Here is an 18,973-nt window from a genome sequence, read left to right as displayed (position 1 = left end):
TATTGCTTAGTTTTTGGCAGTTTTGCCCGGCTCAATGCCCGAAAAATCAACCCCACATTTGCAATTACCACCGCAAGCCTTTTTGGCAGTAAGGCTTTTATACATCATGCGGCCCAGGTAAAAAACAGCACCGGCAAAAAGTAAAACAACAATGATGATCTGCATATTCATATCGGCAAAATTAAACATTATTTAATATATACGTACAGACGCAACTGATAGTATAAGGTTTAACGTGGCATAAAGGCAATGGTGCCGCCAACCCAGTTAAAATCTTTATTATATCGTACGCCAATCATTTTTCCGCGGCTTAACCTTGCAAGGTTTATAGCCAGCGTTGGCTTTTCATCGCCATTAGGCCAAAGGTATAAAAGCCTGATCTCGGCTTTAACGCCTCCCTCTGGCGATTGCACAACAGGTTCGTAATTAACCTTTTGTTGCAGTATCCAGTTTTCAGGATCAGTAATGGCTTCAATATCATGCTTACTAATATCAATGATCACGCCCTGACCTGCAAAAGAGAACAACGGTTTTAGTACATAGTTTTCCAGATCGACAGGAATTTGCTCAACCTGGTGCAAAAACTGCGTTTTCGGAACGTAATTGCCGCTTAAAAACGGCATAGTGAACTTGCTTACGCGATAAAACCAATTAGGGTGCGTTACCCATTCCACTTCGAGCGGTTGGCGGATATCGGCTACTTTGGTAAAGATCTCCGGATCGCCTGCTATCTCATCAAATATCAAACGGTTATAGATGCGTTTGATCTGTTTCTTTTCATCGCCGGCCATGTAATAAAGCTTTTTGCCTTCCTGTATCAGATCGGCAAGGGATACTACGGGTGTACCGATGTATTTTTGGGTGAGATAAAAATCAACAGCTGTTTTTTGTTCGGGCGCGTTCACATCCATCAACACTACCTCTTCAGGTTGATAGGGGCCGAGGATTGTTTTTTTCAGCAGGGCGAAGTAACTTTCTTTATCTAATTCACCGAAAAAAATGGTTTCATCTCTTGGTACTTCATAAACATCGCTATATATATCGCCCAAATGTACCTGGAAACCATAAAGCGATGGAAAACCCTGAAGTTCTATTAATTTAGGTACAATGTTTCCCTGTTCATCTTTACAAATGCCGAAATCGAGCGCGATAAAATGCGGGTGATCATTTTCATTAGCAACCCGCCAAAAATCGGGGATAGCCCGTTCGGTTAGTTCTTTAAAATTGGGTTGGAGGATGGTATTAATAATATCATCGCCGGCAGCCACCAGTTTATCCCTGAAATCGAGAGTTAAAAAAACTGGTGTTTCAGCTACGCGGAACGGTACGGGTTCTTTTAAACCCTCATTGAGTTTGGTGAGAAATTGTTGGTATTTCTCCTCGCTGAAGGTATCGTTAAATGTTTTTCTGGCTGATGGGTTCATAAGTATTGGCCCTCATAATTGTCAAACTCGAATTTGGGGGAATTATTAGAATTTTCTGAATTTGCTTTGCATTCGGGTAATTCCTTAATTTCATAAATTCGAGTTCAGACAAAATCGGTGTTATCAAAAAAATCAATCGGTACAATCCCAATAAAAAATCCGAAATTGAAAATCCGAAATCACTTTACACTACGCCTAACACATTTTCCAAAGCCGCATCCAAAAAGTTAGGTATCAGCGTGTTTTGCGTATGCGTTATCTTATCCGGATCATCAAGGCGTTCGAGCATTTCGCGGTATTTAACTTCGCCGTGCTCGTTAACTACTTCGTTCTTTTTCTCTTCGCGTAGCAGCATGCCTTTCATGCCCATCGCATCGGCCTCGGGATGAAATTGCGTGGCAAAAAAGTAGTCACTATACCTAATGGCCATCATGGCGCGCGGCAGATCAACATGCGGGCGTTCTTTTTCAATGGCTACCAACTGCATGTTCAACTCTTTAAAACGTTTTTCATCAGGATTGATCACCTGCCAGCTCCGCGAATCGACAGCATAAAATGGTTCGGCCAGGTTTTTAAACAAAGGCTCGTTAAATCCCTCTGTTGTTTTATTAACCGGCAAGATCCCAAATGATGGCGACCGGCGCATATTAATATCGCCCAGTTTATACTTGCGGCACATCAACTGAAACGAATGGCAAACAAAAAACACATGCTTTTTATCGCTATTGTTTGATAAGTTATGATCTTCCAGCTTGTCGATCAGCCTGAAATATTTCTTTTCCCATTCGGTGCCTTCGGTATCCAAGGGGTTGCCTGGTCCGCCGCTTGATATGTAGATATCAAAGTTGAGGTCGGCCATTTCGCATTTTTTGCGCACATCGAAGATCTGGTAGTCCAGGTCAAGATCATGTTTGACCTTGTACCGTTTTAAAATATCCTGGAAACCGCGCATGCCTTCGTTCGCTATCCCATCATACAGATCAAGTATGGCTACTTTTATTGCTGGTTTCATACCCCCCCTCTAAATCTCCCCTGAAGGGGAAGACTTTTTATTTTTACTTAGTTAAATAATATATCTCCCTGATTTTTTAAGCACTCTCCCTTTAGGGAGGGTTTGGGTGGGACTATAACCCCTTCAACGTTTGTGATGTGATATAATCAACCACATCGGCAAAGTTATTATTTTGCTGGTAAATGGCCAGTTGCCTGTCGGCCCCGGTACCGTGCTCCAGTATGTTGTGCACATATTTGAGGTCGTCGCGCGAGCCGAGTTCATCAACCACATCATCAACAAAATCCAATAATTCAAGTACTAACGAGCGGGTGTTAACCTCCATCTCTTTTCCAAAATCAATCATTTTACCATCGATGCCATAGCGGGCAGCACGCCATTTGTTTTCATTAATGAGTGCACGGGAGTAGTTGATAAACTTCATGTTTTGAGCACGAAGCTTATACAGCTTAGCGCATAATGCCTGGAATAAAGCGGTAAAAGCGATGGTTTCATCAACCAGCATAGGGCAATCGCAGATGCGGAACTCGATGGTTTCGAAAAAGGGGTGTACCCGGATATCCCACCAAATTTTCTTGGCGTTATCAATGCAGTTGGTTTTTACCAGCAGTTTGATGTAGCGATCATACTCTTCAATACTGTTAAAATAATCGGGGATGCCGGTGCGTGGGAACTTGTCAAAAACCTTGGTGCGGAATGATTTGAACCCTGTATTACGCCCTTCCCAAAACGGCGAATTGGTTGATAGCGCGTACACATGTGGCAAAAAGTACCGCACCTGGTTAGCGATATGAATAGCCATATCACGCGATTGGATTCCCACATGCACATGCAAACCAAAAATAAGGTTGGAGCGGGCGGCTTCCTGCATCTCATCTACAATTTCAAAATACCGTGGATGATCGGTAATTAGCTGGTGCTGCCAGTGAGAAAATGGGTGGGTACCTGCCGCGCCAATACGCAAGCCTATATCACCGGCCAGTTGGGCAACCGTTGTGCGGAGCTTGCTTACCTCTTTGCGGGCTTCCTGCGTATTACGGCAAATGTGGGTGCCAACTTCAACCACGGCCTGGTGCATTTCGGCCTTTACCTGGTCTTCGTGGATCTTTTGCGCGCTATCCACAATCCGTTGCTCATGCGATTTCAACTCCCGCGATACGGGATCGATCACCATAAATTCTTCTTCAACACCTAAGGTAAACTCGTTCATAATTGGTTTGGTTAGCTGATATTTTATAATTCCCCTCTCGAGAGGGGGCGCGTAGGGTAGGTGTGAAGGCAGGGGTGTGTTTCTACGCGAGGTAACACACCCCTACACCCCTCTCGAGAGGGGAATCGCACAAGCCCTTATTTCTTAGCTGCCTTTTTAGGTGCTGCTTTATCTTTCACAGCGGCTGTTTTAGCAGGTGCCTTAGCTTTTGCAACCTTCGTTTTCCCTTCCGCCTCAATAGCATGGTCAACCACAGCTACCGAAACATCGGCCTTAACAGCTTTAGTAACAGCCGCCACCAATGGCGATTTAGCTGCCGAAGTTTTTACAAACTCGCCCCAGGTAAGGTTATCCAAACCGTCTTTCTGTTTTTTAGCGCGTTCAATAGCATAATCGGCAGCGGTTTCAACTACCCATTCAAAATTTTCCTGGCCAACGCTGTTCACATCGGCATCGGGGGCCGGGTTGCAGAAATCAATTGCGTAGGGGATGCCGTCGCGTACAGCAAACTCAACGGTGTTAAAATCGTAACCTAAATACTGGTTTAGTTTTATTACATAATCTGTAACTGTATTCAGTAGTTTTTTTGCCGCGGGAGCTTTGCCATGTTCGTATCGTAAATGATGTGGGTTGCGCGGCTCGTATTGCATAATGCGTACATGTTTGCCGCCAATGCAATAGCAGCGGAAGTAATCGTCAAAAACAACTTCTTCCTGCAGCATCATTACGTACTGTTTGGTTTTGTTGTACTTGTCGAAAAAGTCTTTGCTATCCTCTAATTTATAAACTTCTTTCCAGCCGCCGCCGTCAAAAGGTTTCATATAAGCCGGGAAACCTACATAGTTAAATATGCCATCCCAATCAAGCGGGTAGGCAAGGTTGCGGAACGATAGGTTGGTGGTATCGTCGGGTAATTCTTTTGATGGCAGGATCACGGTTTTAGGTACAGGTACACCAATTTTAACAGCGAGCGCGTTGTTGAAAAACTTTTCGTCGGCACTCCACCAAAATGGGTTGTTGATAACCGCGGTACCGCAGATAGCCGCGTTTTTCAGGGCTGCGCGATAGTACGGCACATCCTGCGAGATCCGGTCGATAATCACCGAATAATCCAACGGTTCGGCCTGCATCACTTTATCCAACCGAACAAATTCGGCGCTGATACCTTTTTCTGCCTTTTGGTTCACGCGGTCCACAAATGCATGCGGAAATGTGTTTTCCTGTCCGAATAAGATGCCAATTTTTTTCATGGTAGATGGTAGTTTATTATTATGTTTTAGCTGTTGATATTTGCGAATGGCTTGCTACCAAATTGATTGCTGAAATCGAGAATAAGTTGCTTTTCAACATCTCTTGGATTTTCATCATTTAGCACTTTCCAACAAATGATTAAATTGGGTGAGTGGGCTAATTGCCAAATGAGCCGACCTCCGTAATGTCCAACAGGTTTGCCATTCCCAAAATCCAAGTACAGTTTTAAACGAGATCTTAAAGTTGAATTGTTATTCCCGCCAGCCTTGCCGATGTACACTACGTGTGTATCATTTATCCATTTTGCTTTTAGATAATTGAGGTCTTTATTAGGGTTTTTACTTTTAAAATGCCCACCTGTTCCAATGGCTAAAAACTCAGGAACTGATTGGTTTAAGTTTAAAACTAAATAAACACCTGGTCTTTGAGGGATTAAATCGATGTTTTCTTTTAATTCTTTTATCGACTTAAAGCCTTCAAAGTTAATTTCTTTTAATTTTTCAATTGATTTAAACATTTGCTAATTACTTAATGGTCGACAAATAATGTGGAAACATCTCGCGCCATATCGGCCAGTCGTGATTGGCAAAGGGGCGGATATCCAACCAATGATTAATGTTTTTTTGCTTTAAAATGTTTGATAGCTCAATATTATAGCCTTTGCAAATATCATACTCGGATGTGCCGAGGATGATGTTCATCTGCCATAAATCGCTGTGATTGCTGCCGGGCAAAAAGTCTACCGGGTTGTTGTAAAAAATGGTATCATCATAATAGCCATCGGTAAACATTTTAATGTTGAACGCGCCACCCATGCTAAACAGGTGTTTTACCTTTTCGGGATGTTTAAAGGCGAAGTTAGCCGCATGGTATCCACCAAAACTGCATCCTGCTACAGCCACCTTTTTTACCCCTGTTTCGTGAACCGCCCAGGGGATTAGTTCGTTCACCAGCATACGATCATAGCCCTCGTAAGTTTTAGCCCTATCTGCCGGGTGGATACTTTTGTTATACCAGCTGCGGTCGTCGATAGTATCGGGACAATAGATCTTTACCAGGCTGTTATCCACAAACCATTGCACACTTTCTATCAGGCGGAAATCCTTATTTTGATAGTAGCGGCCTTTGGTGGTAGGAAACAGGATAACCGGGTAACCACGGTCGCCAAATACCAGCATTTCCAGGTCGGTACCTGTATTGGGGGAGTGCCAGCGGTGATATTTTTCCGTCAAGGTAGTGTAGTTTTTATAATGATTGTAAGTTAACAGCTTTGTTTCAAATAGGCAACAGCCTGATAATATTAATCATCGGCCCCAAAAAGTAAAATGGATAGTTTAATTTTGCGCCCTTAATTTTAATTTAGACTGAGAGATGTACCCGGGCTGGCTTGATACTGAAATGACGATTACCCAACAAAATATAAACATAACCTCCAAACTGCTTGGCAGGGATGTAACCTTAACCATCCTGAAGCCTGAGGAGGGTGACATTGCAGAGCCGCTAAACCTGCTATTGCTTAACGATGGCCAGGAACTGGAAAACCTGGGATTTATAAACACGTTAGAAACTCTGTACAATACGCACCGCATAAAACCAATAATAGTGGTTGCTATCCACGCCGATGAAAACCGTATTGATGAATATGGCATTGCCGGTAAGCCCGATTTTAAAGGCAGGGGTGGCAAAGCTGATACCTACACACAATTTATTAAGCAGGAGCTATTACCTCAATTAGAAAACCTGACCGGCTTCGGTGAATTTGACACAACTGCGTTCGCGGGCTTTTCGTTAGGCGGCTTATCCGCTTTTGATATCGTTTGGAACAACCCTGCATTCTTTAATAAGGCCGGTGTTTTTTCTGGTTCGTTTTGGTGGAGGGGAAAAGACCTGGCTAAAGGCTATACCGATGCCGACAGGCTTATGCACCAGGTTATCCGTGAAACAAAAAACAAACCTTCCATTAAAACCTGGCTGCAAACCGGCACCAAAGATGAAACCAGCGACCGGAACAAGAATGGTATTATCGATGCCATTGACGATACCATCGACCTGATCAGCGAGATGGAAGCTAAAGGTTTTTCCCGTCTCAATGATATTCGATACGTTGAAGTAGTAGGCGGCACGCATAATACCGATACCTGGGGTAAAGCCATGGCTAAGTTTTTGGTTTGGGCTTTTGGGAGATAGGGTAGATGGTTTTTGATATTAAGATTACATTAATTATCAATTATAACTTGCAAACGCTTTATAATCTCATATATTAAGCGTACCTTTGCGCCAAATTTATAGAGGCATTTTCATGCAAAAAATCAGAAATATTGCGATCATCGCGCACGTTGACCACGGTAAAACTACTTTGGTTGATAAAATCCTGCACAGCTGTGCCATTTTTAGGGACAATGAGCAAACCGGAGAGTTAATCCTTGACAACAACGACCTTGAACGTGAGCGTGGTATCACCATCGTTTCAAAAAACGTATCTGTAAGGTATAAAGATGTTAAGATCAACATTATCGATACCCCTGGTCACGCCGATTTTGGTGGCGAGGTTGAGCGTGTATTGAAAATGGCTGATGGTGTATTATTACTTTGCGACGCTTTTGAAGGCGCCATGCCTCAAACCCGTTTCGTAACTCAAAAAGCTTTGGCTTTAGGCCTTAAGCCAATTGTGGTTGTAAACAAAGTTGATAAAGAGAATTGCCGTCCTGAAGAGGTTTACGAACAAATTTTCGAATTATTCTTCAACCTTGAAGCTACTGAAGATCAACTGGATTTCCCGGTTATCTACGGTTCATCAAAACAAGGCTGGATGAGCACAGATTATAAAAAACCAACAACGGATATTTTTCCGTTGATGGATGCTATATTAGAAAACATTCCGCCGGCACCTATTGCTGAAGGTTCTTTACAAATGCAGATCACCTCGTTAGATTATTCATCTTTCGTAGGTCGTATTGCTATCGGTAGGGTTGCACGTGGTACTGTTAAAGAAGGTCAGCCGGTATCGTTGGTAAAACGCGATGGCACTATCCAAAAAACAAGGATCAAAGAGCTTTATACTTTTGAAGGTTTAGGTAAAGTACGCGCTACTGAAGTTAGCTCGGGCGATATCTGCGCTGTAGTTGGTATCGATGGTTTTGACATTGGCGATACCATTGCCGATTTTGAAAACCCGGAGCAACTGGAAGTAATTAAAATTGATGAGCCAACAATGAACATGTTGTTCACCATCAATACTTCACCTTTCTTTGGTAAAGAAGGTAAATTTGTTACATCACGCCACCTGCGCGATCGTTTGTACAAAGAGATGGAGAAAAACCTGGCGCTTAAGGTTGTTGAAACCGAATCGCCTGATTCATACTTAGTGTATGGTCGTGGTATCCTTCACTTGTCGGTATTGATCGAAACTATGCGTCGTGAAGGTTACGAGTTGCAGGTTGGTCAGCCACAGGTTATCGTTAAAGAAATTGACGGTGTTAAATGTGAGCCGGTTGAAACCCTGATTGTTGACGTACCGGGCGATGTTGCCGGTAAAGTAATTGAGCTGGTAACACAACGCAAAGGTGATTTGTTGATCATGGAGCCAAAAGGCGATTTGCAACACCTTGAGTTTGATATCCCTGCACGTGGTATTATCGGTTTACGTAACAACGTATTAACTGCTACAGGTGGCGAGGCTATCATGGCACACCGTTTCAAAGCTTACGAACCATGGAAAGGTCAGATCCCGGGCCGTTTAAATGGTGTATTGGTATCAATGGATACCGGTAAAACTACCGCTTTCGCTATTGATAAATTACAGGATCGTGGCAGGTTCCACGTTGATCCCGGAGTTGATATTTATGAAGGCCAGGTATTAGGCGAGCACATCCGTGATAACGATTTGGTTATCAACTTAACTAAAGGCAAGCAGTTAACCAACATGCGTGCATCTGGTAGCGATACTAACGTACGTATTGCTCCGGCTATCAAATTCTCGTTAGAAGAATCGATGGAGTATATCCAGGCTGATGAGTACATTGAGGTAACACCACAAAGCATCCGTTTACGTAAAATTTTCCTTAACGAAAACGAACGCAAAATCAATGCTAAAAAGTTTACAAGCCAATAATAATTGATATAATATGTTTTTTTAAGCCTCCTATGCAAATAGGGGGCTTTTTTGTGTTTGATAACCAATATGCTATTTGCTAAATTAGTTTTATGGAACACCACGATAACCGTATCGATGCTTACATTGAAAAATCAGCCGACTTTGCGCAGCCAATTTTAAAATACATCCGTGCTGTGGTACACGAAGCTGTACCAGGAATAACAGAAACCATGAAATGGAGCATGCCATTTTTTGATTACAAAGGTGTGGTTTGTAATATGGCAGCTTTTAAGCAGCATTGTTCGTTCGGGTTTTGGAAGGCTTCATTATTGCACGATCCGGATAAGATATTAAGCCTGGCCGATCAGGCGGCGGGTAGCTTTGGCCGGTTAACCAGTATTGATGATCTGCCGAAAAAAGAAGTGCTTATTGAATTTATACTACAGGCTGTAGCCTTAAATGAAGACAATAAACCGAGACCTGCATCTCAGAAAAAAACTCCGGCCCAACGCGATGAATTGGAGGTGCCCGATTACTTTGTTAAGTTTTTAGAAGCCCATCCGCAGGCCTGGCTTAATCTGAACCAGTTTAGCTACTCGCAGAAGAAGGAATATATCGTTTGGATAACCGAGGCTAAAAGCGAAGACACCCGGCTTAAACGCATGGAAACGGCCGCAGAGTGGCTTGCTGAAGGTAAGTCACGGCATTGGAAGTATAAAAAGTAATAGATGGTATCGTAATGTTTGATGAATTAAATAGATACAAAGATAATGGGCATTTTTTCTTTACAAGTAAAGTCAAATTGTCGGAAGCTTGTAATGCGCCTTCAAATCAGAGTGGGGTTTATTTAGTTTACGCTTTAGCTAAAGGCAGAATTGAACTTATTTATATAGGTAGATCAGGTAAAAGGGGCAGTGATGGTTTGGTTTCTGTTAGAAAAGCGGGGCTCGGTGGAATAAAAGATAGAATTGTTAACGGGCATCAGTTTGGGAAGGTTGCCCGAAAAAATTCCTGGCCAAGCCAAATTTTGATAGAGGATATTGAAGCGCTGGATGTTTATTGGTATGTAACAGACGATAGTAAAAATGATGATTGTCCAGCTGTTATTGAGAACTTATTGCTGAAAAGACATTTGGAATTCTTTGGCAAATTGCCCAGGTGGAATAAGATCTAAGGGATTCCACCTAATAGGTTCTCTTTTCATTGCCGTCCCTTTTAAGGGACGGTTAATTGTGTTATAATAGTTGGCTTCAGCCAAAATACGCCATGCTTTGATTTATGCAGGAAGCCCCATCGATCCTAAAAATCCAATGGCCCCAACCTGCGCATGTTTTTCATGATCAAGTACTGCCTGTGCTTTAAATACTTGGTTGGATTAGTAGCCGACCATTTTAGCGGGCTTGGGAAAATCACCGCGATGGCGGCGGCTTCCTGACGGGTCAAATCAGAAGCCGACTTATGAAAATAGGCTTGAGATGCAGCCTCAACACCATAAATACCATCGCCCATTTCAATCTCATTTAGATACACCTCCATAATGCGCTTTTTGCTCCAGAAGGTTTCTATCAGCACGGTAAAATAAGCTTCAATGCCTTTGCGAAGTAATGAACGCCCTTCCCAAAGAAAAACGTTTTTAGCTACCTGTTGCGATATGGTGCTACCGCCGATCAATTTTTTACTGTGCGAGTTTTTTTCGATAGCTTTTTCAATAGCGTTAAAGTCGAAACCGTGGTGCTCCAAAAAAGTCTGATCTTCGGCAGCAACGGCGGCGCGTTTCATGTTATCCGAGATATCGTCAAAATCCTTCCACTTTTTATCTATCTTCCAATCCTTGCCATCAGATTTACGCTGAAAGCCGCGCTCTATCATTAGCCAGGTAAAAGGAGGGTTAATAAAGCGATAGCCAATTACGCCAAGCAAGCTCAATCCAAAAAAAAGGATGAATACCAGTTTAAAGATCCTGAATATGAGTTTGGGGATACCGTAAAACTTCGAATCCGTTTTTGGATTCCGTTTACCTGATTTGGATTTTTGGTTGGTTTTGTTGAAAAACGTTAGCACTGTTATAAAATTTCCTTATAAAAAAGAAGAGGGTGTTTTACCATTGGTAAAACACCCTCAAAAATTATAATTTTTTCCAGAAATCCGAAATCGAAACTTCGAAATCCTGAATATAATTATTCCGCTACTACTGCAAACGGAACTTGTACTTTAACCTCTTTGTGCAGGTTGATGTTGGCTACGTATTCACCAACAAATTTAGGCTCCTGATCAAAAGTGATACGACGACGATCAACTTCAAAACCTTCTTTTTTCAATGCATCAGCAATTTGGATAGTGTTGATAGCACCGAAGATTTTGCCTGTTTCGCCAGCTTTAGCACCAATGTTTAATTTAACACCTTCTAAACGGGCTGCAATAGCATCAGCATCCTTACGGATCTTTTCTTGCTTAAATTGAGCTTGTTTAAGGTTTTCGGCCAAAACTTTACGGGCACTTTCAGTAGCTAATATGGCGTAACCTTTAGGTAAAAGGTAGTTACGGCCATAACCTGGTTTAACGTTTACTACGTCGTCTTTATCACCCAGGTTTTTTACATCTTGTTTTAAAATAACTTCCATTTTCTTAAATCTCCTATTATTTTAATGAATCTGTAACGTAAGGTAATAAACCGATGTGGCGAGCACGTTTAACAGCTTGAGCCACTTTACGCTGAAATTTTAATGAAGTACCGGTTAAACGACGTGGTAATACTTTACCCTGATCGTTAATGAACTTTAATAAAAAGTTTGCGTCTTTGTAATCGATATACTTGATACCATTCTTTTTGAAACGGCAGTATTTTTTGCGGTTATCCTCCACTTTTGGAGCGGTAACGTATTTAATTTGTTCGTTAGCCATTAGTTTGCTGCCTCCTCTGCTTTAGGTTTTTTGTTAAAAGCACCGCTACGTTTTTTGTCATTGTAAGCAATGGCATGTTTATCCAAAGCAATGGTCAGGAAACGCAAAACACGCTCATCGCGCCTTAACTCAACCTCCAATTTGTTAATTAATTCACCTGGAGCCTTAAATTCAGTTAAGTGATAGTACCCTGTAGTTTTCTTTTGGATAGGGTACGCTAATTTTCTCAAACCCCAATTATCCTCCTGGACAATTTCGGCTCCGCCATCAGTAAGAACTTTGCTGTATTTGGCATTTGCCTCTTTAGCAATCTCTTCTGAAAGCAACGGGGTTAGAACGATCACGATTTCGTACTGTTGCATTATACTTGATTTTTAATTATTTACCCGTTATATCGGGGCTGCAAATGTATAAATAATTATTCAAAAAGCCAATAGTGATTTCTGTATAGTTGGCTTGGAATTTATTAGTAGTTATTTGTTAACATTTAATGTGGTTTGGATTTGTTTCAGGATTATTGCGATTTTCGAAAGTGTAAATTATTATTTTGTTAAAACAAAGGTGTTTAAATGTTTTTATTGTTGTTAAGTCTGATGTTTGTTATCAATTAATTATTAAATTATCATTTTTAATATGATATTTTTAATTAATTAATGATTAATTTGTATATTGAGGCAATTATCTATACTATGAAGAAAATATATTTGCCGCTACTTTTATTGCTGTCTTGTGCATTTGTAAAAGCACAAACTAATAATTTGCATATTAACCTGGAAACGCAGGCTGGGATTACAACAGATGGGACCGTTCCATTTTGGTTGCGGGCAAATAAGTTTGGGAGTGTGCCGGTTTCGGGTGGCTCTGGTATCTTGATTGGCCGTATCAGAAAAGACTATGATACAACTAAGACTTTCGGATGGAGTGCATCGTTTGAAGGCAGGGGAAATGTGGGCAGTAATAGTAATTTTACCTTAATTGAAGGATTTGTTAAGGCCCATGCAGGCTTACTTGAACTTAAAGCTGGTCGTTCCAAAGATATAATTGGTTTGGTTGATTCTTCATTATCATCCGGATCGTTCGCTATTTCAGGTAATGCGTTGGGTATTCCTAAAGTAAGTATTGGTGTGCCTAATTATTATAGCTTACCCGTTTTTGGCAAACTATTGGCAATAAAGGCGGTTTTTGCAACGGGTTACGCAGGTACAGTATCAACAAAATATGGTAAGCAGCCAGACGGTATTAAATCTTTTTACCTCGAAAATTACCTTTACGCTAAAATCGGCAAGCCGTCATGGCGTTTTAGTTTCGAAACCGGTTTTAATCATGAAGTTTTGTGGGGCGACGAAAGACGTGTTTTGGGGCCGAGTTTTACGTTGTCGGGACTTGAAACCTATTGGTATGCCATCAGGGGAAAGGTTTTTAACCAGTCAAAAGTAGGTAATCATCTTGGTTCGCTGGATGTAGCAGCAGAATATAGGTTCGACGCGCTAACGTTAAGGCTTTATCGGCAAAATTTTTATGATAAGGGTGCGCTTGCTTCACTCGCCAATATTAGCGATGGTTTGAATGGGATAACTATTGCTAATAATCAACCTGTATCCGGTAATTTTTCCTGGCGCAAATTGTTATTTGAGTTTTTGTACACTGCTAATCAGGCGGGTTACTTAAAATCAAAAAGAACAGAATCGGGGGCAGAAGATTATTATAATAACTATGAGTATACAGAAGGATGGTCATATAAATTATTCTCTATGGGCACTCCTTTCATAACTCAGACTTATGATGGCCGGGCCGACCTGGGGCGTAATAAACAACAATTTTTTATTAATAACAGGTTATGGGCACTGCATGGTGCGGCTCAATTTTATCTGTTTAATTGGTATTACACAGGCAAGGTGTCATTTTCTCATAATTTAGGCACATTTGCAACAGGGCCGGATCCCTATAAAACATCTTTTGGAGCGATAGCCAAGTCCTCTGGTACGTTTAAGCCGGTAAACCAATTGTCATTGTATTTAGCAAGCAACAGATCGCTGCGAAATGGCTATGCGGTAGGATACGAATTGGGATGTGACAGAGGAGCTTTACTTTATAATTCGTTTGGTGTTATTTTAAAGGTGTCCAAAACATTTTTATAATGTCTTGAATATTGTTAGTTGAGAAAAACAAACAATCACAACTAAAGTTGTACTAATAAAAACAAACGCTATGCAAGTTATCGATTTTAAACCTGCTAACGCCTGCGGGGAGGAGCTTACTTTTGATGAAATACTAATGTATGGTGGCGGAGATGATGCACAGGAAGGCGATTGGAGCGATGAAGATGATGAAGACTTTGACGATATCCTTGATGATAGAGACGACTTGCACGAGGTGCAGGTAGGTGACGATGTTGATGAGCCCGACCCTGAGGATGACGATCATTTGCCTGATGATGATTTTTAAGCAGAAGTTATCATATAGGGTGTGTAAAAATTTTAGCAAAGCAGGGGTTTCACCAAACCTAATTTCTCACTACCTTAGCACTTGTGGATAATTTCATTGTTTCGGCCCGTAAGTATCGCCCGGCTACTTTTGAAACCGTTGTTGGTCAGCAACATATAACCAATACGCTCAAAAACGCCATTAAAAATAACCAGCTGGCACAGGCGTTTTTGTTCTGTGGTCCGCGTGGTGTGGGCAAAACTACCTGCGCGCGTATCCTGGCCAAAACCATCAATTGTACCGATTTACAGCCCAATGGAGAAGCTTGCGGTCAGTGTGCCTCTTGCAAAGCTTTTGAAAATGGTAACTCGTTCAATGTGCATGAGTTGGATGCTGCTTCAAACAACTCGGTTGATGATATCCGCAGCCTGATTGAGCAGGTTCGCATCCCGCCGCAGGCCGCCCGTTACAAGGTTTATATTATTGATGAGGTGCACATGCTATCGCAGGCGGCGTTTAACGCTTTCCTGAAAACCTTAGAAGAGCCGCCTCATTATGCCATATTTATATTAGCTACTACCGAGAAGCATAAGATCCTCCCAACTATCCTTTCGCGTTGCCAGATCTTTGATTTTAACCGCATCCGTGTGGAGGATATGGCTAACCACCTGGCATCAATAGCCGGTAAGGAAAATATCAGCTACGAACCCGACGGACTGCACATCATTGCCCAAAAAGCGGATGGTGGCTTGCGCGACGCGCTATCGATGTTCGATCAGATCGTGAGCTTTTCGGGTGGGAAGGTAACTTACCGTTCGGTTATTGATAACCTGAACATCCTTGATTACGATTATTATTTCAATATAACCGGCAGTCTGCTGGGCGAAGATACCGCTAAAGCATTGTTGTTTTTTGACGAGATCCTTTCGCGCGGTTTTGATGGGGCGCATTTTATTGCCGGCTTGTCTGAGCACTTCCGCAACTTGTTGGTAGGTAAAGATCAATCAACCTTAAAACTGCTTGAGGTGAGCGAGGGTATTAAAACAAAATATCTGCAGCAATCACAACAGGCCTCGGTGTCGTTCCTGTTGTCGGCCATGAATATAGCCAACCAGTGCGATATCAGTTACAAGCTAAGTAAAAACCAACGATTACAGGTTGAGCTGGCGCTGCTTAAAATGTGCCACCTGCCATCGGTTTTTAATCTGGCAACTATGCCACTAACAGTAACTTCCGCAGCAGACGGGGGGCTAAAAAAAAAACCTGATACCTCAGCACCCGTAGCAGTAAACGGAACTCCGGCAAGCGCTGCTCCCGTATCAATGGTGAGCGAAGCGCCGCCTGTTTATAATACAACAAAACCCCAGACTCCACCAGCGCCTGCATCAGCTCCCGTAAAAGAAAGTCCGGTTGCCGAAAAGCCAAGAGTTAGCCTGATGCCCAGCACACTTACCCCATCATTAACAGGTGAGGTAAAAACCAAGGAACAAGTACAGGAAGAAGAAGACCCATATTTAAAAGGCGACGATAATGAGGATTTTACCATAGAAGCCTTTTTAAAATGTTGGGATGAGTTTGCTGTTAAAGCCAAAAATGAAGGCAAAAAAAACCTCGCTACCATTTTTGTTGCCAATAAACCTAAAATGCTCAAGCCTTATATATTTGAAATTTTAGTTGGTACGATGGTGCAGGAAGCCAGTTTTAGAGATGAACGGCCTAATATGTTAAACTATCTGCGCAGCGAACTTAAAAATTATAGTATTGAAGTGCATGCCCGTGTAGATGAGCACCAGGTAGTACGTAAGCCTTATACCGCGCCCGAAAAATTTCAGCACATGTTAACGCGTAATCCGCAGCTAATGGAACTTAAAACCCGCTTCAATCTCGATTTTGATTAATATCAAATTTGATTTTTGCGTAACAGATCAGTATTGATCCATTACGCAAAAATCTGATCTTATTTATTGTATTTATCGTCGTTTTTAGGATAGCCTTCTTCGTCAAGGTCGTCGCGGTCGTCTTCCGGGGTGTGGGCCAGTAGGGCATCTGCCGGATCAACTTCTACACTTTGGCCATGATCAATGTGCATGCCCAGCTCATCAACATCGGTTTCGAGCGAACGGTCTTCATCAAATTCGCCATCAACATCGTAAGGGTTTGCCTCATCATATGTTGAGTTAATATCCTCACCGTTTTTAGCAGTGGTATTGTATGGATCGGGGTGGTCATAATCCGGATCGTCGCTCGCTACATCGTATTCGTAGCTATTGGTGTCGGGATTATATTTCAGATTGTCTTTATCAATGGTTTCACCCAATTCATCTTTTAAGGTTTCGTCCCGATCTGGCAGATCGTCATTGAAACCAGCCTCATCAATTTGCTCGTTGTTCATAGGTTTTGTTTTTATAGTATAAATATACGCAGTAAAAACCCTGCCAAAAAACAAAACAACGGGCAAAAAAATGATTTTACGTAAAGCTTAAAAAGGGATCTGTTTTCTGTACGAAGTGACGCCGCCTATGGCAAACTTAAAGCCTACGGTAAATTGTGAGTAGGCATCATTGTGGGCACCGGCTATATAACCGTCAAGCTCATCACCCATAACAAAGTTGTATTGGTAGCCCAGATCAATTTTTACAGAGGGTTGATTATAGCTATTGAAGATCTTAATCTCATAACCCAACCTTACCGGAACAAATACTTCGTTGGTTTTCCTTTCGCCAGCCAACACGCGGCCTCGTAAATAAAGTGGTACATCAAGGCTGCGTGCTACCACGTTGTTATTAATGTAGCCTAAGCCCGACGACACGTAAAGATTTTTAAACGCGTTTGCAAAAGCGCTTTGTGAATAATCAAAAAGCTCGCCCGCCTGCAATTGTATCCTGAAACTGAAAGCCCTGAAATGATTTTCAAATTCCCTGCCCGATGAGGTGCGCAATGAGTCGCCTCCTTTTAACCGCCCAAATTCTGCTTCAAAAACATAGTTTACAAAGGGGCCTTGATTGTAAGTAAAATTAGCACGGAAAGATGGGGTAGTTTTCAAGGTTTGCACATCTGCCGAACTGGCTTGGTTTATCCCTGCCGCGAAGCCAACATCATACTGCGCGTAATCAAAACCTATTTGGGCTTTGGCAAAAAACGATACGGAACACAACAGAACTATGATGGAGATTTTTAGTATATTTTTTATCATAAATAAACGGCAGCGCATGTTTTACAAAGCACTTGTTTTTAGGAGCGTTTTAATTTTATAAAAATAGCACCAAAGTTTATAAAAACAACAATACTCAACTCAATAATTGTCATTACAACGAAAACTATTATTTTTCATTGTGTTATTTGTTAAAATTGATAAAGTCAATTTATATATTTGGGGCCATTGTAAACAAAACCACATCTGGTATGGCAAAAATAAAAGTAGAGAATCCGGTAGTTGAGCTGGATGGCGATGAGATGACCCGCATCATCTGGAAATTTATTAAAGATAAGTTGATAACACCGTATTTGGATCTTGATATTAAATATTACGATTTGGGTATTGAGTACCGCGACCAAACTGATGATCAGGTAACTATTGATGCCGCTAATGCTATCAGAGAGTATGGCGTTGGTATTAAATGTGCTACCATCACTCCGGATGAGGCCCGCGTTAAGGAATTTAACCTGAAACAAATGTGGAAATCGCCAAACGGAACTATTCGTAATATACTGGATGGTACTGTTTTCCGCGAGCCTATCGTTATGTCTAACGTACCACGCCTTGTTCCTAACTGGACAGCACCTATCTGCATAGGTCGTCACGCTTTTGGTGATCAGTACCGTGCTACCGATTTTGTAACTAAAGGTAAAGGTAAACTTACCGTGAAATTTACTCCGGAAGACGGCAGCCCTGAACAATCATTTGAAGTATTTAACTTTAAAGGTGATGGCGTTGCATTAACCATGTACAACACCGACGAATCTATCATTGGCTTTGCTCACGCTTGTTTTAACCAGGCATTGGCTAAAGGCTGGCCTTTATACTTATCAACTAAAAATACCATCCTTAAAAAATACGATGGCCGTTTTAAAGATATTTTTGAAGAGATCTATCAAAACGATTACAAACAAAAATTTGACGAAGCTGGTATCGTTTACGAGCACCGTTTAATTGATGACATGGTTGCCTCGGCCCTTAAATGGAACGGTAACTTTGTTTGGGCTTGTAAAAATTATGATGGCGACGTACAATCAGATACTGTTGCACAAGGTTTTGGCTCGTTAGGTTTAATGACCTCAACATTGGTTACACCTGATGGTACTGTAATGGAAGCTGAAGCTGCCCACGGTACAGTAACCCGTCACTACCGCGATCACCAGGCAGGTAAACCAACTTCAACTAACCCAATCGCGTCTATCTTTGCATGGACCCGTGGTTTAGAGTTCCGTGGTAAACTGGATGGCAACCAGGAGCTGATTGATTTTTGCCAGGCTTTAGAGCAGGTTTGTATTGAAACTGTTGAAAGCGGCAAAATGACCAAAGATTTGGCTATCGCTATTAAACCAAAAGTTGAGCACGGTACAGATTACCTGTACACCGAAGAATTTTTGGCCGCGATTGACGAAAACCTGAAAGCTAAATTAGGTTTATAATAAAACCTTGAAGCATATAAAAAGGC

At 41.8% G+C, this 18,973-nt stretch carries 21 protein-coding genes; 8 read left to right on the top strand and 13 right to left on the bottom strand.

The window, feature by feature from the left end; genetic code table 11:
* Positions 1 to 6 precede the first annotated feature (6 nt).
* The 7 genes from AAFN85_RS07910 to AAFN85_RS07880 form a co-directional block, all read right to left on the bottom strand.
* Positions 7 to 189, bottom strand: coding sequence for a FeoB-associated Cys-rich membrane protein (locus tag AAFN85_RS07910; RefSeq protein WP_347526576.1), 183 nt, complete (start codon positions 187 to 189; stop codon positions 7 to 9).
* Between the two features lie 41 nt (positions 190 to 230).
* Complete coding sequence (locus tag AAFN85_RS07905; protein ID WP_347526575.1) at positions 231 to 1,424, bottom strand: hypothetical protein; 1,194 nt, start codon at positions 1,422 to 1,424, stop codon at positions 231 to 233.
* Between the two features lie 184 nt (positions 1,425 to 1,608).
* Positions 1,609 to 2,436 carry a GMP synthase gene (locus AAFN85_RS07900; protein WP_347526573.1) on the bottom strand — a complete coding sequence of 276 codons (828 nt, stop codon included), beginning with the start codon at positions 2,434 to 2,436 and terminating at the stop codon, positions 1,609 to 1,611.
* Between the two features lie 112 nt (positions 2,437 to 2,548).
* Complete coding sequence (locus tag AAFN85_RS07895; RefSeq protein WP_347526572.1) at positions 2,549 to 3,646, bottom strand: carboxylate-amine ligase; 1,098 nt, start codon at positions 3,644 to 3,646, stop codon at positions 2,549 to 2,551.
* A 137-nt stretch (positions 3,647 to 3,783) separates the two neighbouring features.
* Entirely contained in the window at positions 3,784 to 4,896 is a 1,113-nt protein-coding gene (locus tag AAFN85_RS07890) for a hypothetical protein (RefSeq protein WP_347526571.1), read from the bottom strand.
* Positions 4,897 to 4,922: 26 nt separating this feature from the next.
* Positions 4,923 to 5,414 carry a hypothetical protein gene (locus AAFN85_RS07885; RefSeq protein ID WP_347526570.1) on the bottom strand — a complete coding sequence of 164 codons (492 nt, stop codon included), beginning with the start codon at positions 5,412 to 5,414 and terminating at the stop codon, positions 4,923 to 4,925.
* 7 nt (positions 5,415 to 5,421) lie between these two features.
* A complete protein-coding gene (locus tag AAFN85_RS07880) occupies positions 5,422 to 6,129 on the bottom strand; it encodes an alpha/beta fold hydrolase (RefSeq protein WP_347526569.1) in 708 nt (235 codons plus the stop codon).
* A 166-nt stretch (positions 6,130 to 6,295) separates the two neighbouring features.
* Here AAFN85_RS07880 and AAFN85_RS07875 point away from each other — a divergent pair, with 166 nt between their 5' ends.
* The 4 genes from AAFN85_RS07875 (at position 6,296) to AAFN85_RS07860 (ending at position 10,164) form a co-directional block, all read left to right on the top strand.
* Positions 6,296 to 7,084, top strand: coding sequence for an alpha/beta hydrolase-fold protein (locus AAFN85_RS07875; protein ID WP_347526568.1), 789 nt, complete (start codon positions 6,296 to 6,298; stop codon positions 7,082 to 7,084).
* A gap of 112 nt (positions 7,085 to 7,196) precedes the next feature.
* Positions 7,197 to 9,008, top strand: coding sequence for a translational GTPase TypA (gene typA, locus AAFN85_RS07870; RefSeq protein ID WP_347526567.1), 1,812 nt, complete (start codon positions 7,197 to 7,199; stop codon positions 9,006 to 9,008).
* A 92-nt stretch (positions 9,009 to 9,100) separates the two neighbouring features.
* The gene (locus AAFN85_RS07865; RefSeq protein ID WP_347526566.1) at positions 9,101 to 9,715 is read left to right on the top strand and encodes a DUF1801 domain-containing protein; all 615 of its coding nucleotides are present in this window, start codon (positions 9,101 to 9,103) and stop codon (positions 9,713 to 9,715) included.
* A 14-nt stretch (positions 9,716 to 9,729) separates the two neighbouring features.
* A complete protein-coding gene (locus AAFN85_RS07860) occupies positions 9,730 to 10,164 on the top strand; it encodes a hypothetical protein (protein WP_347526565.1) in 435 nt (144 codons plus the stop codon).
* A gap of 125 nt (positions 10,165 to 10,289) precedes the next feature.
* Here AAFN85_RS07860 and mtgA read toward each other — a convergent pair whose 3' ends face one another.
* The 4 genes from mtgA to rpsF form a co-directional block, all read right to left on the bottom strand.
* Positions 10,290 to 10,970, bottom strand: a complete 681-nt coding sequence (mtgA, locus tag AAFN85_RS07855; RefSeq protein ID WP_347527113.1) for a monofunctional biosynthetic peptidoglycan transglycosylase — start codon at positions 10,968 to 10,970, stop codon at positions 10,290 to 10,292.
* Between the two features lie 197 nt (positions 10,971 to 11,167).
* The gene (gene rplI, locus AAFN85_RS07850) at positions 11,168 to 11,611 is read right to left on the bottom strand and encodes a 50S ribosomal protein L9 (protein WP_347526564.1); all 444 of its coding nucleotides are present in this window, start codon (positions 11,609 to 11,611) and stop codon (positions 11,168 to 11,170) included.
* A gap of 16 nt (positions 11,612 to 11,627) precedes the next feature.
* The gene (rpsR, locus tag AAFN85_RS07845) at positions 11,628 to 11,891 is read right to left on the bottom strand and encodes a 30S ribosomal protein S18 (protein WP_022833472.1); all 264 of its coding nucleotides are present in this window, start codon (positions 11,889 to 11,891) and stop codon (positions 11,628 to 11,630) included.
* Positions 11,891 to 12,253 (bottom strand): 30S ribosomal protein S6, encoded by a 363-nt coding sequence (gene rpsF / locus AAFN85_RS07840; protein ID WP_347526563.1) that lies wholly within the window; start codon positions 12,251 to 12,253, stop codon positions 11,891 to 11,893. Before rpsF ends, rpsR begins: the two co-directional genes overlap by 1 nt.
* A 327-nt stretch (positions 12,254 to 12,580) precedes the next feature.
* Here rpsF and AAFN85_RS07835 point away from each other — a divergent pair, with 327 nt between their 5' ends.
* The 3 genes from AAFN85_RS07835 to AAFN85_RS07825 all read left to right on the top strand — a co-directional run bounded on the left by AAFN85_RS07835 (position 12,581) and on the right by AAFN85_RS07825 (position 16,213).
* On the top strand, positions 12,581 to 14,029 hold the full coding sequence (locus AAFN85_RS07835; RefSeq protein ID WP_347526562.1) for a capsule assembly Wzi family protein: 1,449 nt from the start codon (positions 12,581 to 12,583) through the stop codon (positions 14,027 to 14,029).
* A gap of 70 nt (positions 14,030 to 14,099) precedes the next feature.
* Complete coding sequence (locus AAFN85_RS07830; RefSeq protein ID WP_347526561.1) at positions 14,100 to 14,336, top strand: hypothetical protein; 237 nt, start codon at positions 14,100 to 14,102, stop codon at positions 14,334 to 14,336.
* Between the two features lie 83 nt (positions 14,337 to 14,419).
* Complete coding sequence (locus tag AAFN85_RS07825; RefSeq protein ID WP_347526560.1) at positions 14,420 to 16,213, top strand: DNA polymerase III subunit gamma/tau; 1,794 nt, start codon at positions 14,420 to 14,422, stop codon at positions 16,211 to 16,213.
* Positions 16,214 to 16,272: 59 nt separating this feature from the next.
* On the opposite strand, the gene AAFN85_RS07820 is transcribed toward AAFN85_RS07825, so the two are convergent.
* Together AAFN85_RS07820 and AAFN85_RS07815 are read right to left on the bottom strand one after the other, a co-directional pair.
* A complete protein-coding gene (locus AAFN85_RS07820) occupies positions 16,273 to 16,707 on the bottom strand; it encodes a hypothetical protein (RefSeq protein WP_347526559.1) in 435 nt (144 codons plus the stop codon).
* 87 nt (positions 16,708 to 16,794) lie between these two features.
* Positions 16,795 to 17,508 (bottom strand): hypothetical protein, encoded by a 714-nt coding sequence (locus AAFN85_RS07815; RefSeq protein WP_347526558.1) that lies wholly within the window; start codon positions 17,506 to 17,508, stop codon positions 16,795 to 16,797.
* A gap of 209 nt (positions 17,509 to 17,717) precedes the next feature.
* On the opposite strand from AAFN85_RS07815, the gene AAFN85_RS07810 reads away from it, so the two are divergent.
* Positions 17,718 to 18,947, top strand: a complete 1,230-nt coding sequence (locus tag AAFN85_RS07810) for an NADP-dependent isocitrate dehydrogenase (protein ID WP_347526557.1) — start codon at positions 17,718 to 17,720, stop codon at positions 18,945 to 18,947.
* Positions 18,948 to 18,973 lie beyond the last annotated feature (26 nt).

Source organism: Mucilaginibacter sp. CAU 1740, assembly GCF_039839285.1.
Lineage (GTDB): Bacteria > Bacteroidota > Bacteroidia > Sphingobacteriales > Sphingobacteriaceae > Mucilaginibacter.
The sequence above is the reverse complement of the archived record's forward strand: the minus strand, read 5'-3'. Positions and strand labels throughout refer to the sequence as shown.